Here is a 14,239-nt window from a genome sequence, read left to right as displayed (position 1 = left end):
GAAGTGATATGCGGTTGATGGAAGTACGTAAAGGAATTGTGGCGTTTATTGTAATACTAGGCTGTAGTGGATTTGTACGAGGACAAGATTTACTGTCGAGTTTTACGGTACATAACGGTAACGGAAGCAGAACGAACCCTAAAATTATTACCTGTGATCAGGATGGTTTTTTGTGGTATTCTTCCAATAATTCGGTGGTGAAGTTTACCGGACAAGATCAAATAGTATATCCATTAAATGTCAATTTTCCGATAGGAAAAAATGATATCGTAGATATTTCAGTGATAGAGAATACCGTTTTTGCCCTAGCTAAAAAAGGACTTTTTATACTCAATTTAACGACCAATCAAACAGATTGGCACAGCTTTTATTATAAAAATGGTGAAGAATACTTAAAGTTACGCTCCTTAAATTACAATTTTGGTAAAGGGCTTTGGATTGATACGGAGACAGATATTGTTATTCGGTACGATTTTGAGACCAACGACTTTGAGAAATTCAATTTATCAGCTTCGGGAAAGGAAGAGATTAGTAATGACAACAAATTTAATCAGTTAAAAATCTTAAATGTCACCGACAGTAATGCGATAATTTTTAGAAAAGAAAATCAAATAAGGCGCTTTGATGGAGAACGTGTCACACTGGTTCAGGATACCTTTAACAGGGCAAATAAACCCAATCAGAGAAGCTACCAAGAAAGTATCCTCGTTCCCAATGGAAGTATTTTTCCAAAAAATTACTCAGGGAGTTTTCAGTATAAAAATAAGAAGTACCAAATTACCTACCTCGAAGCAATCGATAGTCAGCTTGTTAATTTGCCTTTTACGCAGCGGATTTATATCGAGAATATACAGCTGTTTCAAAAGGGGATTGGACATAATGCTAGTTTGGTTGTCGCCAATGGGTTAAACCTCAGTGTTTTTCAGTTTGAAAAACGAAGTAAAGGCTTTGCGTTGATTGAGCTTTCCCAACATGTGTTGGAGGAGGAGGTGACTAATTTGTTTATAGATTATTACAACAACATATGGGTTCATGCTGGGAGTAAAATTGTAAAGGTAATTGTTCCAGATCCGATTATTGATTCTTTTCTAGTAAATAATGAGAATACGAGCTGTCGTGATATGTTTGAAGATGCTGAGGGATCCGTAGTTTTAGCTAGCTATAGGGGACTGTTTGTAAAACGAGCAAAGGAAGGAAAATTTCAAAAATTAAAGCTCGCTAAAAGCAAGGAAGAACTTCAAGAAAAGTCGAGCTTCTTGAATCGGATTTACGCGTTTAAAAAGCTGTCGCCAAATCAGGTACTAGCCCTGGGACATCATTGTGAATTGGCTATCTTGGATTTGAAAAAAGAGGAATATTCATTTGTGCTCTCCGAAAAAGTAGATACTAAGTGTATCGGCGAGTTTTACGATGCGGAATATTTCAATAAACAAGAAGCATTAATGTATCTGGCTAGTGATCGAGGACTGTTTGTGGTAGATTTAAAAACAGGAGCGCTTCGCGATTACAACGAGCTTCCGGGTGGCTTGTCTTTGAAAAATACCGTCATCGAAGATCTATTTAAAGATTCTCGTGGAAATTTGTGGATTGCGACTCAAGGAAGAGGACTAATTAAAGTCGATAGGACTGCGAGTCGAACCACCCACTACAAGCCAAAATCAACAAAATTTCCGTTGATTAATAGTTATGTAAATGTGGTCTATGAAGATAGAGACGGAGCTATTTGGGTTGGTACCGCAGGAGGGATCCAAAAAGTAGTAGCAGCGAATGAAACGGAAACCGATCAGTTCAATACGCATTTCATGGACACCAACATCGTAGGGATTTTACAAGATGATGAAGGCATGTATTGGTTGTCAACCTTTAATGGTTTGGTGCTGTTTGATGGAAAAAAAATAGTTCAGAGTTATTATCAGGAAGACGGGATAGCTAACAGTGAGTTTAATAGAAATTCCTCCCTAAAACTTTCTAATGGAGAGTTGCTTTTCGGTACTGTTAATGGAGGAATACGAGTAAATCCTCAACGAGCAAAAGAAAAGAAGAAACGAGAAGATTCTCAGTTGTATTTGACAAAATTGTCGGTTGATAATTTTCGTGTAAACTCACCCGAAAAATTAGCAACTCTAAAAGATATTGAAGTCGATGATGAACACAGTAGTTTAGTTTTTCATTTTGCGATTAACGATTTAAGTCATTTTGATCGGGTAAAGTATGAGTACAAGATAAAAGGAGTGCATACCAGGTGGAACACCCTAGGGAAAAGAGGCGTCTTAAGGTTGTTTAGTTTACCCAAAGGAGTACATGAAATTTGGGTGCGCGGGGTGAATTCAGGAGCTTTTCATACGGATGTTTTAAAGTATCGTATTGTGGTGTCACGTCCCTTTTATAAGGAGCCATGGTTGGGAGTTATAATACTAGTATTAATCATGATACTAATGGTAATTCGTTTGCGGATAAAACTGAGAAAACGAAGAGTGCTTTTTCAGTTAAAAAAGAAACTGAGAAACTTGGAATCGAAGTCTTTAAAGAGTCAAATGAATCCACATTTTTTGTCAAATATCATCAACAGTGTCCAAGGTGTCATGGTACTTAAAGGTATCGAAGAAGCGAGCCGCTACTTAAGTTGTTTTTATACCTTGTTACGCTATCAATTAGACAGTACAAATATGGATTTCATTTCGTTGGGAGGTGAGTTACAGTATTTAAAATCCTATGTATACATCGAAGGTCAAACCCTTGACAAAACCATTACCTTACATATTAATTGTGAAGAACGGATAAAGTATTTTAACATTCCTCCAGCATTGTTACAACCACTAGTAGAGAATTCAATACATCACGGATTCAAAGGAAACAAGGAAGGCAATGAGATTACAATAGACATTCGCCTATGTGGTAAAGTACTTCAAATTGTGGTTTCAGATAATGGTGTGGGGTGCAGTGGAAAAGGTCGAGTAGAAAATCAAACCGAAACTAAGCAACACCAATCGTGGGCGACTGCTATTTTGCGAGAGCGCATGGAAGTATACAATGTTTTGTATAGCCAAGAAAAGCTATTTTCAATTCAATACGAACGAGGAGCTTCTTCAGGAACTCGCGTAGTATTGATCGTTCCCTTTAAGCATTAGAAAAAGAATGAACTATTATGGATAAAAGGATTAACACGATCGTCATAGACGACAGGAAAAGTAACGTAGAATTATTAGCACATTATTTGGAAGGCTACTGTACAGCGTACATCGAAACAGTGTATCGGGCGTATTCCATTTCCGAGGCTATCGAGAAAATCAACACCTTTAGACCAGAGGTGGTGTTTTTGGATGTTCAAATGGATAATGAAACAACGGGATTTGATATTCTCGACAAAATTACGCCTTACCCTGTGAAGGTAGTTTTTGTAACCTCCTTTGAAGGGTATGCAATAAAAGCTATTAAGTACAATGCTATCGATTATTTATTGAAGCCAATTGATTTCACAGATTGCGCTAAAATTGTAAAACGCGTACATCGAGAGTTTAACGAAATCACCGAAACAAAAGATACGCAAAATTTCGATAAGTCTCTAGCTGATTTTAGAGCGAGATTACTACCAGTGATGTCACTAAAAACGATAGACTTCATAGAAAAATCAGAGATTATTTATTGTAAATCTCAGGGCTGTTATACCATTTTTAAACTAAAGAATGCAACGGATATTGTCAGTTCCAAAAACATTGGAGAATACGAAAAAATTTTAGGAGCTAACTTTCTAAGAGTTCACAAGTCTTTTATTATCAATGTTAATTTAATTGCTCGTATTCATAAGGTTTCAGGAGTCGCTTGTGAGATGATAGAAGGGAGCATGATTTCTGTGGCGGTAAGAAAGGTCAACCTGCTTTATAGCTTGCTGGGAATCAAAACCAAATGCACGTAGTATGAGATGGTGGTTTAACGTTCTTTAGTCAATTACTTACGATGGTTAGCTACCTAGTTACGTTACTCGTTTTGGGGGAGGAGGAGTTGAAAATCGTTCTTTTCTTTGCACTTGAATAGCATACTTTCAATGCAAAAAGTACAGAGATAATGAAAAGTCGTTTAACTGTTTTATTGGTAGTGCATTTCCTGAGCTGTAAAGGAGTACAGGCTAGGTGTTTTCAGGAGTTTAAGAGTGTCTTGCTTTCTGAGATACCTCCATCAATAACAGCTACTTCCGTAAAGCCACCGGGAAGTAAAACGTTGAATTTATCGCTAACTATTGTGTCAGAAAAGCTGAGTACATCAGAGAGTTTAGGGGTTACGAACTACCTAATCAAGCTAAAAAATAACGGGACGCAAAGGATAAGTGGACTGCAAATCATTGAAAGGGATACCGTTGATAGCACTGTCCATTACGTGGGCAATCCTAAAGCTGTAAACGCGGGTCAAGAGCTCATTGTTGAACGAGTTTATTATTGGAAAGCGGACCAAGATAATGCTAAGGGGGTAAGCCTAACAGTAGATGTATATACCAAAGGAACTCGATTATTGACAAAAACGATTCCCATAGCTCTTACTGGTAAAACCGTGAAGGTAAACAACCTATTTTCTCCGAATGGTGATGGTATAAACGATGTGTTGCTAATTCAGGGGCTTACAGACTATACTGAGAGCTACTTGTCGATTTACGACAGATCAGGGATACTAGTCTTTAGTGCAAAGAACTACGATAATACTTGGGATGGAACAGTAAACAATGGACGCAATGCCTTAGAGTGCGGTACTTATTTTTACACTTTGCAACTAGGGGCAACTCAAGAGCCTTTAAAAGGCTGGATACAAATAAAGAGGTAGTTAGTTTTGATAATACTAGGGATGGTGGGTTCAATCTTTAATTAAGTAAGGGGTTGATTAAAGAGGACACTCATCAATAAAAGGGGGGACCAAAAGGTTTCCTCTTTTTTTATGTTTAATTTTTTTAGTTTAAGAGAATTGACGTTATTTGTACCTGAAAAAATTGCATTTACTAAAAATTTTATTGACAGACTACCTGCTTTGCAAGCAGGTGTAAATTATGTATTAAATTATTATGAGAACAAAAATTAAAATTGCAACGCTTGCTATGATGGGGTTGGGTTTAACCACCTATGCTCAAGAATTTAACCAGCCCGTAAAAGTTAACAATCAATTTTCGGTATTTACTACTCCCAGCACCAATGGGCAATTGATGTTACTAAGAGATACGGCAGCAAATGGAACAAATCAATCTTTTGGAGGTCTAAAATTTTCTTCAGCTTCTGGGTACGATTTTGTTTTAGGAAAATTTTCGGATGTAGGAACAGGGAAGTTCCAGCTACGCGATCAAAACAATACAGCCTACTTTACGATTTTACCAGGAGGTAATTTCGGTATTGGAACGGGAATCCCTTATGGAAAGTTAGACGTAACTGGATTGGGAGTTTTTAGAGCTACTGATAATAGTAATGGTTTGGCCTTTATGCTTGCAAATACCCAAGGGAATTCCGCATTTACCATGCGAGCCTTTACTAATAAAGGACAAATAAAAGCTGAAAATGGTTTGCCTTTAGAGCTGTTATCTGACGATGGAAAAACCTTATTCTACGGTCAAAATGGAGGAAATGTTGGGATTGGAACTACAAGCCCTAAGAAAACACTACACATTGTAAATACTAGTTCTTTTGAAGTAGGAATAATGGAATCACCAAATCAACAAGGATCGAATCTGAGGTTTATTGATAATGCAAATACCCCGGTAGAGTTTGGTAGCCAGTTGGGTGATGCTGTGATTAGGACAAATAGTGAAGTTAGATTGGTTGCAAAGACGGGCTCAGGAAACATTGGAGTTGGTATTGCGGCACCAACAGCCCGCTTACACGTAAATGACGGAAAGGTGTTAGTACAACCAAAAAATGACAACGATACGGATATTTTTAGAATTAATGAATATCGAGGTGGAAGTTTGATGAGTATGTCAGAAACTGGAGATGCCGGTGTTCTTGATATTGGGTATTACGGACTTGCCGGTGACAAGGTTCAAATTAATGGAGGTGTTTCTAATCAAGGAGCTTCGATTGGTGGATTCGATGACGGAGTTAAGAAATTCAATTTAAACTCTAAAGGAGATTCGTATTTCAACGGTGGTGGATTGGCCGTTGGGACTACAAATTTAGGAGGATATCAATTAGCAGTGAACGGAAAAATTCGCGCTAAAGAAATCAAAGTAGAAACCGGATGGGCAGATTTTGTTTTTTATGAGGATTACCAATTACCAAGCTTGGAAGCTGTAGAACAGCATATCAAAGAAAAAGGACATCTAGAGCACATTCCAAGTGAAAAGGAAGTTGCAGAGAACGGAATTTACTTGGGAGAAATGGATTCAAAATTACTCCGTAAAATTGAAGAGTTGACCTTGTATACCATTCAACAAGAAAAGAAAATTAAGAGCTTGCAAGAGCAAAAAACAGTGATCACTAAGCAAGCTCAGGAAATAGAAAACTTAAAAAAGCAAAATGCAGTACTGAAGTCATTATTGACAAGAGTAGCACAATTAGAGGAAAAACTAGACTCGAAAAAATAAGTGATTTCCAACACAATATAATAGAGCAACTCCCGTAGTTGCTCTTTTTTTGTCTTAGTTTTTTTATTTTGGTGTTGGAAGCTAGCTGAGACTTAAAAAAGTGAGTCCCAAATGCGAGTTAGTAGTTGCATATGTATAAACTGTGTAGTATTTTTCCATAAAATTTGTAAATTGAAACAGCTATGGCCATAATTGCGTGTAAAGAATGTTCCAAAGAAGTTAGTGATAAAGCAACTGCCTGTCCTCATTGCGGCTATCCGATGAATCCTCAAAAAGTAAAAACGGAAGTTCAGGTAAAGTCCACAACTGAGGAGACACCGAAAACTTCCTTAATAGACAAAGTGAGCATTGTTGGTGAATTAGGAACAGCAGCTTCGGGTTGTATGGTACTAGTAGTGTTTTTTTGTGCCGCATTGACCTTGCTGTTTTTATAAAAAACGATCTAATTAGCAGTGCCCTAAGCTTACTTATTACTGTAGTAGTTTGTAAGAAAATTCTAAATTGTCCTTATTTAGGAGCAAGTGTCCCCAAAGTAAAAACAGCTCAATTTCCGTTTTATTAGAAATGTGTTAAGCCAATGATTTTTCAAGATAGTCTTTGGCGGAGTTGTATATTTCAGGTACCTCTTTCATAGTAAATCCACTGAATTCACCTAAAGGAAAGCAAACGGTCAAGGTAGTGCTGAAAAATTTGTGTTCTTCAGAGGAGAGCATCAGTAATTTAGAGGCATGACTGATCACTTTAAAGGTACTGTTAAGCTCGGTATTGGTTTTTTCTGACGGATAATCGACATAGCTTCCTATGAGGGGGAGTTTGGAGTCTTTAAAAGGATCGATGGGAAAATTGTCTAAAACACCGCCATCTGAATACAACTCACCTTCGATGCGAATTGGATTGAAAAGTCCGGGAATAGCACAAGACGCCAAAACTGGTTTAATTAAAGCTCCTTTATTAAAATACTGAGTACATCCTTTATTTAAATTTGTGGTACTGATAGTGATCGGAATATCGAGCGCTTCAAAAGTGGTAGCAACTTTTCCCTCCAGTAAATTCGAATAATTGTACGAATTAAAAATCCCTGGTTTTTTAAGGGTGATCCACGAGTATTTAAAGAGTTCTGTAGTTTTAAAAAAATATAGAATTTCTTGTGGACGCATGCCTGAAGCATACATGGCGGCAACTAAACTTCCTGCGCTACAGGCAGAAATATGCGCAATAGGGATTCCGAGCTCTTCTAGTTTTTCTAGTAAAACGAGATGAGCAACACCTTTTTCTGCTCCGCCACTCAATACCAGATTAATAGGGGAGCCCGAAGGTAGTTCTGATAAGATTTTTAAATTACTGTGGTATTTTTCTTTAATCATATGGCTTCTTTTACATCGTCAATACAAGAGAAGAAATTCGCAGTATAGCTAGCATTTATTATAAAAACTAAGCAGACGAATGCAACGTTGGAGCTTGGTAGCAAACTGAGCAAGCTGAACAGGAATTGCCTTCGTAACAGTGAATCCTTGTCGAGGATTGAACTTGCTAAAAGTACTATTTATCGTATAGAAATGGTAGCAAAAAATTAATTTTTTACTGGTAATTATTAAAAGGTAGCGCTGTTGGTTTTAGCCGATTTTATCGGGATTGTTCCGTGCGTATCGCTAATTTTTGTGGGGTGAAAAAAGTAATTTAGTGTAGGGTAATAGGTTGCAATACAGTAGTATTATATATAAACCAAAGAAGTCAAAGTATGAGAAGTATGAGTAAATCTGTAATCTGGGGTGGTCTAATGTTGATGCTTGGAGCTTGTAGCAATGATCCTGCACAGATAGGGGCAGCGGCACCACAAACATCCATTTCGAAAGAGTGGAAAAAGTATGATCTAGGAACTCGAGAAAAGTTAAATACAGTGTATTTTGTAAACGAAAACCTCGGTTTTATTGCAGGGAACAAAGGGCTGTTGTATAAAACGGTTAATGGAGGTGTCGATTGGAAGAAGCTAACTACTGGAGTAAATCACGATTTGGTTAGTATTAGTTTTAACGGTAAGAATAGAGGTGTGGTCAATGGTTTGGTGTCCAGTGATTTGGGTAGCTCTTGGGTAAAGAGTGCCAGTACAGCATCGTATTATTGTTACTACGCAGGAGAAAATAATTTGATAGGAGGAAGCAATTCTTCTTTTGAGGGCACGGTTTTCTTGTCTAAAAATCACGGCGCAACCTGGTCAAAAGCACACCAAATACGACCGAAAACGGGGTTTTATAGCCGTGGATCTTTCTTAGGGAACACAGGGTATTTGGCATCTTGGTATTCGGGGAGGTTGTTAAAAACGAATGATAGTGGAGCTTCTTGGAATGTGATAACAAAAGGAACGACCGTTCCTACTGGAGGAAAACAAATATTCGATGATTTTTTTGATGTACAAGCCATATCAGCGACAACGGTTTATGCGGTATCAAACAGGTACTTGTCAATAAGTGAGGATGGAGGACGAACGTTTAGGGTGCTGTATACCCTAGTTCCGAGTGGAGCAAGTTTAAGAAGCGTTTATGTAGAGGCTGATAGGCTAGTACTTACAGATAGCGATGGCACAGTGCTCTTGAGTACCGATGGTGGAAAAAACTGGACTTTAAAAACACTGAATAAAGGGACCATTTTTACTGATGTTACTATTCATAAAAAGGTGATTTTTGTGATCGGTGACAAAGGGGCATTATGGAGAAAACACTTGTAAACGGACACCGATTCATTTTCTAGTGATAAATACAACAAAGAGGCACCCATGTAGGGTGTTTTTTTGTAGTATTGAGGATGGTGTTTTTAATGTTTAATAGGTTGTTGGTTAGTTAGTTAGTTAGTTAGTTAGTTAGTTAGTTAGTTGGTAAGTTAGTTTTTCATGACGGTTTTGAGAGTGCGTGTGCATTTCATTGAATTTGTAACAGGACCTATTTCCGAAAAATAAAAAGGAGGCTTTTCAAAAGGTGTCAAAGTAGTGTTTCCAGTCAAAAGGAATGACTGAGGAAGTGAAATGTAATCTAAGTTACCTACTTTTTTACAGCTTGGAATACTAAACAAAGACAAGTGTAGTTGTATACTAGTATATTAAAATCTTAGGGTTATGAAAAATAGGTTGAAGTTATTAAACGTCTGTGTTTTTTGGGGGAGTGTTTTAATGTTTGGAACTGTCTTTGCACAGCAACATAAAGCAGGATTGAAGAAAGGTGATGTCTTTACTCGCAAAGTCATACCTGCCGAGCAACATCGTTATCGCATCCATTTAAAAAATGGGATGGGGTTTTTGGCTGAGGTACAAGAACGAGGAATAGATGTTGCGATAGATGTGGAAGATGATAAAAGCATGTTAGTCACGCGCTACGATAGTTCACATGGCATGCAAGGACTTGAAAAAATTGACTTTAGTGCAACTCAAACAGGTTGGTATACTTTTGTGTTTAGTGTCTTGGAAGAATCCGCTTCGGGAGGTAGCTACGAGTTTAAAGTACTGGAGGTACTAGAAGCACTCACCAACGGGAAACGCTTGATGCGAAAAGAATTACAGTCAACCGCCATGTATAACTTGTGGGAATCCTACTTAACGGATAAGAACGCTATTGATCACTTTTTAAAAAAACAGCGACAAAACCACCTTATAGAAAAAATTCCTGGTAATGATAAGGAAATGCTCGTTACCTATTTTTGTGTTCCTAGTAAACATACAGAGTATGTAATGTTAAGTGGAGGACCTGATTTTTTGGGACTGCGTTTTCACCCTTTAGGAACGAGTAAATTGCATTTTGTGAGCCAGAGAGTACCTGTGGACGCTCGATTTGCTTATGGCTTTAATTACTTCGAGAAAAGGAATTTTGGTCCTACCGAGCATATTATAAAAAGAAGTATAGAACACGCTTATGACGGTCTGGTTACCATGCCAGCAGCACCGGAGCAGCCCTATACAGTGATTCGAAAGGGCGTGCCAAAAGGTGAGGTGAAATCCATGACCATAGCAAGCGAAATACTACAGGAGAATCGAAAAATTAAACTGTGCTTACCCGCCGGTTTTGACCGACAAAAGGAGTACCATTTATTGGTAGTATTTGATGGGGAAGCTTATGGTGTAGCTCCGAGAATAAAAGACAGAGTTCCCGTACCAACAATTATGGATAACCTGCATGCAGAAGGAGTTATCAAGCCAACAGTTACTGTATTAGTGGCATCTATGGGGAAGCGAAAGAAAGATATGATAAGTGATAAGTTTTCTAATTTTATAGCGAAAGAGCTCATACCCGGAATTCGCTCGCAATACAGTATAGCTCCCGGACCCGATAAGGTTGTTTTGGCAGGTTCGAGCAGAGGAGGATTTGCAGCGAGCTTTATTGCTTACCAACACGCTGATGTTGTAGGGAATGTATTGTCGCAATCGGGGTCCTATTGGATAAAAGCAGAAACTTCTGAAAATCATTGGATTTATCCAGAGTCCGATGGGAAACTGATCAGGCTGTATAGAGAACAAAAGAAATTGCCACTACGCTTTTACATGGAAGTCGGATTGTACGAGTCAGGAGCGTCTATGCTTGGTATGAACCGACAATTTAGAGATATTTTGGTCTTAAAAGGCTATCCCGTACAATACAGTGAATTTAAAGGAGGGCATAATTATCAAAATTGGAGAGGTACTTTCGCGAAGGGAGTAAAGGCTTTATTAGGAATTCAAAAATAGACCGTTAAGGAAGCATATAGTACCTGTGCAGATTGTGTATCTTTGAACAAAAAAGATGGTCGTTCCAGGAACCCGCTTGCAATTAAAAGAATTGCCAGTAGTAGCGAAATTGAAACAGGATGGATCGACGAAAAAGTTGCTGGATAGTGATGTTTTTCGAGATCCAGCTAATTTTTATAAGTACATTCATTACCAATTTGAATACCCCACAAGTCCAGTAACGAAAAGTCCTAGTTTTGCCTTTGCTGGTATGGAAGTAACCTGCTTAGCGCTAAAAATAGTAGCCGGGAGAACGGTTTGTGTGACGGAGTTTTTTGAAATATCCTTGGTAGAGGCACTGCGCAATAACGAGCTGGTAGTATTGTCAACAGCCAGCACGCAAGTTTCAGGTGCAGCCATGCCCAATTTCTTGGAAGGTTGTAAGGAGATCCGTGAAAATCTTGAACTGTATAACCTCGGAATGTCCATGGATAGTGAGTTGGCTTTCAAAATACAGGATGTCAATTTTAAATTGGCAACAAGCCATCCTTATTATAAGAACCTATTGACAACGAGGGTGTTTGTTGGAGGTTTGGCTTCTGAACTTTAGGATTCGAACTGGTGTTGCGCGCTGTTTTGGTAGTAAAGAGACGAGGAAGGATTCGCAATGCTGTTCTGAGCTATTTGTATGCAGTAAAATAACTGGAGTTGCGAAGGCCGTGACAGGTACAAAACCTTTTCCAAGAACACTGTTAAGTAAAAGCATTGTTGATAAAGATAAGGGAACGAAATATCGAAAGTAAAAATGAAACTAGAAATCAGTAAAGGGGTATGCTTGACTCCCATAAAAATTTCCGATGCCGAGGAGGTGTTTGCTGTGATTAATACGCAACGGACCTACCTCGAACAATGGCTGCCTTTTGTACCTCATACGAAGGAAAAGCAGGACACCGTTAATTTTATAAAATCGGTCCAGACTGCTGATGAGCTATTACAGACTACTTTTGTAATCAGAAAAGAAAATCGATTTGCGGGGGTAATTGGTTTTAAAAATTATACAGCGCATTCCAACAGGGTAGAATTGGGCTATTGGCTGGCAGCGCAATATCAAAAACAAGGATTAATGATTCGCTCTGTGCGCAATTTGGTGCGTTTGGCTTTTGAAGAAACCTCCGTGAATAGCATCGTTATAAAATGTGCCGAAGAAAACTTTCCTAGTATAGCCATTGCCATACGTGCTGGTTTTACCTATACTGAGCTAGAAGAAAATGGGGAGCAATTAACTGTCAATACCTATCGTGACCTTATGGTGTTTAAGCTGACCAAAAGGCATTGGAAAACTCTTTGATTTCTTCAAATAGTTTTGATACTATGGGTGCACACAGTACCTTTGACCTTGAATCCAATTGTATAAAATTCTATGTATAATAAACGTTTTGTTTTGAGAGTAGCTCTTTTGTTGTTGAGCCTCGGCATGATGAGTAATTGTAAGCGTTATAACGGACACCGTATAGATGCTGAAATGGGGTATGAAGTGCAAGAAAATGGAATGACCTGCGACTCCCTACAAATTGTACTCAACGGTAGTCAAGAAGCGAGGACAGCGTTCGTATATGGAGAAAAAGTTAGCTTGACGATGAGCAATGTACGAGGGTTTGAGGAACGCAGAGGTAAAAAATATCCAGGCTGTTCACTGGAAATTTTAAATGCTAAAAATGAAAAAGTGTACGACCTTCCCGATGTTTATAAAAATATCAAACGCGGAATTCACGAAACGCCTTTGGAGCTGACGGCAGGATTTAAAGCGACGTTTGATTATGAAAAAGATGAGAACTTCCTGGCAGTACTGAAGGTATGGGATAAGGTAGGAAAAGGGATGTTGGAGGTGAAACTGCCTTTTACTATCGTTAAAAACGAAGTAGTTCAGATTGAAAATAAAGGACTGAAGTATAGTAATATCTATCTCTGGAATGCTTCGAAGAAAGAAGTATTAGCTTTAAATTCAGTAAGTATTCACGACGATTTGTTATTAGTATTGGATGGAATTTCCGGACTACAACTTAAAGGAACATCCGTGTTTCCTGCATTAGAAATTGAGTTAAAAGACGCGAATGGCAATTTGATTATGTTTGAAGAGAACCTATTTCAACCCTATGAAAGTACAGGAGTAGACCCCAAAGAATTGCAGGAACAAATTTCTCTAAAGTTAAATTTTACTCAAGGAGCAATTTACAACCCCTGTTCTTTAAATGTAGTGTTAAGAGATCAAAATTCATCGAAAAAAATTCACGTCGAAACGCAGTTAGAAATTGAAAATTAAAACAGCCATAGAGGTACTGTTTTTATAAGGAGTATAAGTTGATAGCAAGTCAAAACAGGAGGTGGTTGTGATGCGTTTTCAGTAACTTTAGCAGCAGTCAAAGAAAAGGCTCATTATGGAAGAACTTCGTAAGTATATAGAATTTTTATATCCACTTTCTGAAACAGATTGGAACTATTTCTCCTCCCGATTAGAAGCTTGCAGTTTTGCTAAAAAACAAGAGATACTCACCCAAGGAAAATCAGAACAATATTTGTATTTCATGCTAAAAGGAATCGTACGTTATTACGTGCCTCAGCCTTTTCAGGAGGTTACCTTCGGTTTTTCCTTCCATCATCAATTTGTTACGGGGTACGATTCATTTTTGACAGGACTCCCATCGGCGTATAGTATTCAAACGCTTACTCCAGCCTCCTTCTTGCGAATTTCCAAAGAACAACTTCAATCGATGTACGATAATACTCAAGGAGGAACAGTGATTGGACGAATGATGGCAGAACAACAATACCTCATTAAATCAAATAGGGAAATGGCCTTCCTCACGAAATCACCAGAAGAACGTTATCTGGCCTTGTTTACAGAGCGTCCAGAGCTGATAAAACATATACCCTTAAAGTATTTAGCTTCCTATATAGGAGTAACCCCTCAGGCCTTGAGCAGAATTAGAAAGCGAATTTCGTAA

12 protein-coding genes are annotated in these 14,239 nt (G+C 38.2%); 11 read left to right on the top strand and 1 reads right to left on the bottom strand.

Going from position 1 to position 14,239, the window contains the following annotated elements; translation table 11 throughout:
• Positions 1-17 precede the first annotated feature (17 nt).
• The 5 genes from ACKTS5_RS13540 (at position 18) to ACKTS5_RS13520 (ending at position 6,987) form a co-directional block, all read left to right on the top strand.
• Positions 18-3,128 (top strand): sensor histidine kinase, encoded by a 3,111-nt coding sequence (locus ACKTS5_RS13540; RefSeq protein ID WP_408044415.1) that lies wholly within the window; start codon positions 18-20, stop codon positions 3,126-3,128.
• 17 nt (positions 3,129-3,145) lie between these two features.
• A complete protein-coding gene (locus ACKTS5_RS13535; RefSeq protein ID WP_408044414.1) occupies positions 3,146-3,913 on the top strand; it encodes a LytR/AlgR family response regulator transcription factor in 768 nt (255 codons plus the stop codon).
• A 149-nt stretch (positions 3,914-4,062) separates the two neighbouring features.
• Positions 4,063-4,809, top strand: coding sequence for a gliding motility-associated C-terminal domain-containing protein (locus ACKTS5_RS13530; RefSeq protein WP_408044413.1), 747 nt, complete (start codon positions 4,063-4,065; stop codon positions 4,807-4,809).
• 235 nt (positions 4,810-5,044) lie between these two features.
• Positions 5,045-6,553: a hypothetical protein gene (locus ACKTS5_RS13525; RefSeq protein WP_408044412.1), complete on the top strand. Its 1,509-nt coding sequence runs from the start codon at positions 5,045-5,047 to the stop codon at positions 6,551-6,553.
• 182 nt (positions 6,554-6,735) lie between these two features.
• Positions 6,736-6,987, top strand: coding sequence for a zinc-ribbon domain-containing protein (locus ACKTS5_RS13520; protein ID WP_408044411.1), 252 nt, complete (start codon positions 6,736-6,738; stop codon positions 6,985-6,987).
• A 135-nt stretch (positions 6,988-7,122) separates the two neighbouring features.
• Here the strand turns inward: ACKTS5_RS13520 and ACKTS5_RS13515 are convergent, their stop codons facing one another.
• Positions 7,123-7,917 carry a patatin-like phospholipase family protein gene (locus ACKTS5_RS13515; protein WP_408044410.1) on the bottom strand — a complete coding sequence of 265 codons (795 nt, stop codon included), beginning with the start codon at positions 7,915-7,917 and terminating at the stop codon, positions 7,123-7,125.
• 383 nt (positions 7,918-8,300) lie between these two features.
• Here ACKTS5_RS13515 and ACKTS5_RS13510 point away from each other — a divergent pair, with 383 nt between their 5' ends.
• The 6 genes from ACKTS5_RS13510 to ACKTS5_RS13485 all read left to right on the top strand — a co-directional run bounded on the left by ACKTS5_RS13510 (position 8,301) and on the right by ACKTS5_RS13485 (position 14,239).
• On the top strand, positions 8,301-9,275 hold the full coding sequence (locus ACKTS5_RS13510) for a WD40/YVTN/BNR-like repeat-containing protein (RefSeq protein WP_408044409.1): 975 nt from the start codon (positions 8,301-8,303) through the stop codon (positions 9,273-9,275).
• Positions 9,276-9,659: 384 nt separating this feature from the next.
• Positions 9,660-11,258, top strand: coding sequence for an alpha/beta hydrolase (locus tag ACKTS5_RS13505; protein WP_408044408.1), 1,599 nt, complete (start codon positions 9,660-9,662; stop codon positions 11,256-11,258).
• Positions 11,259-11,313: 55 nt separating this feature from the next.
• On the top strand, positions 11,314-11,847 hold the full coding sequence (locus ACKTS5_RS13500; RefSeq protein ID WP_408044407.1) for a hypothetical protein: 534 nt from the start codon (positions 11,314-11,316) through the stop codon (positions 11,845-11,847).
• 195 nt (positions 11,848-12,042) lie between these two features.
• Positions 12,043-12,585: a GNAT family N-acetyltransferase gene (locus ACKTS5_RS13495; RefSeq protein WP_408044406.1), complete on the top strand. Its 543-nt coding sequence runs from the start codon at positions 12,043-12,045 to the stop codon at positions 12,583-12,585.
• A gap of 72 nt (positions 12,586-12,657) precedes the next feature.
• Complete coding sequence (locus ACKTS5_RS13490; RefSeq protein ID WP_408044405.1) at positions 12,658-13,557, top strand: hypothetical protein; 900 nt, start codon at positions 12,658-12,660, stop codon at positions 13,555-13,557.
• 115 nt (positions 13,558-13,672) lie between these two features.
• Positions 13,673-14,239, top strand: a complete 567-nt coding sequence (locus ACKTS5_RS13485) for a Crp/Fnr family transcriptional regulator (RefSeq protein ID WP_408044404.1) — start codon at positions 13,673-13,675, stop codon at positions 14,237-14,239.

The organism is Tenacibaculum litopenaei (assembly GCF_964514025.1).
Taxonomy (GTDB): domain Bacteria; phylum Bacteroidota; class Bacteroidia; order Flavobacteriales; family Flavobacteriaceae; genus Polaribacter; species Polaribacter litopenaei.
This window is presented reverse-complemented; position numbering and strand designations above follow the sequence as displayed.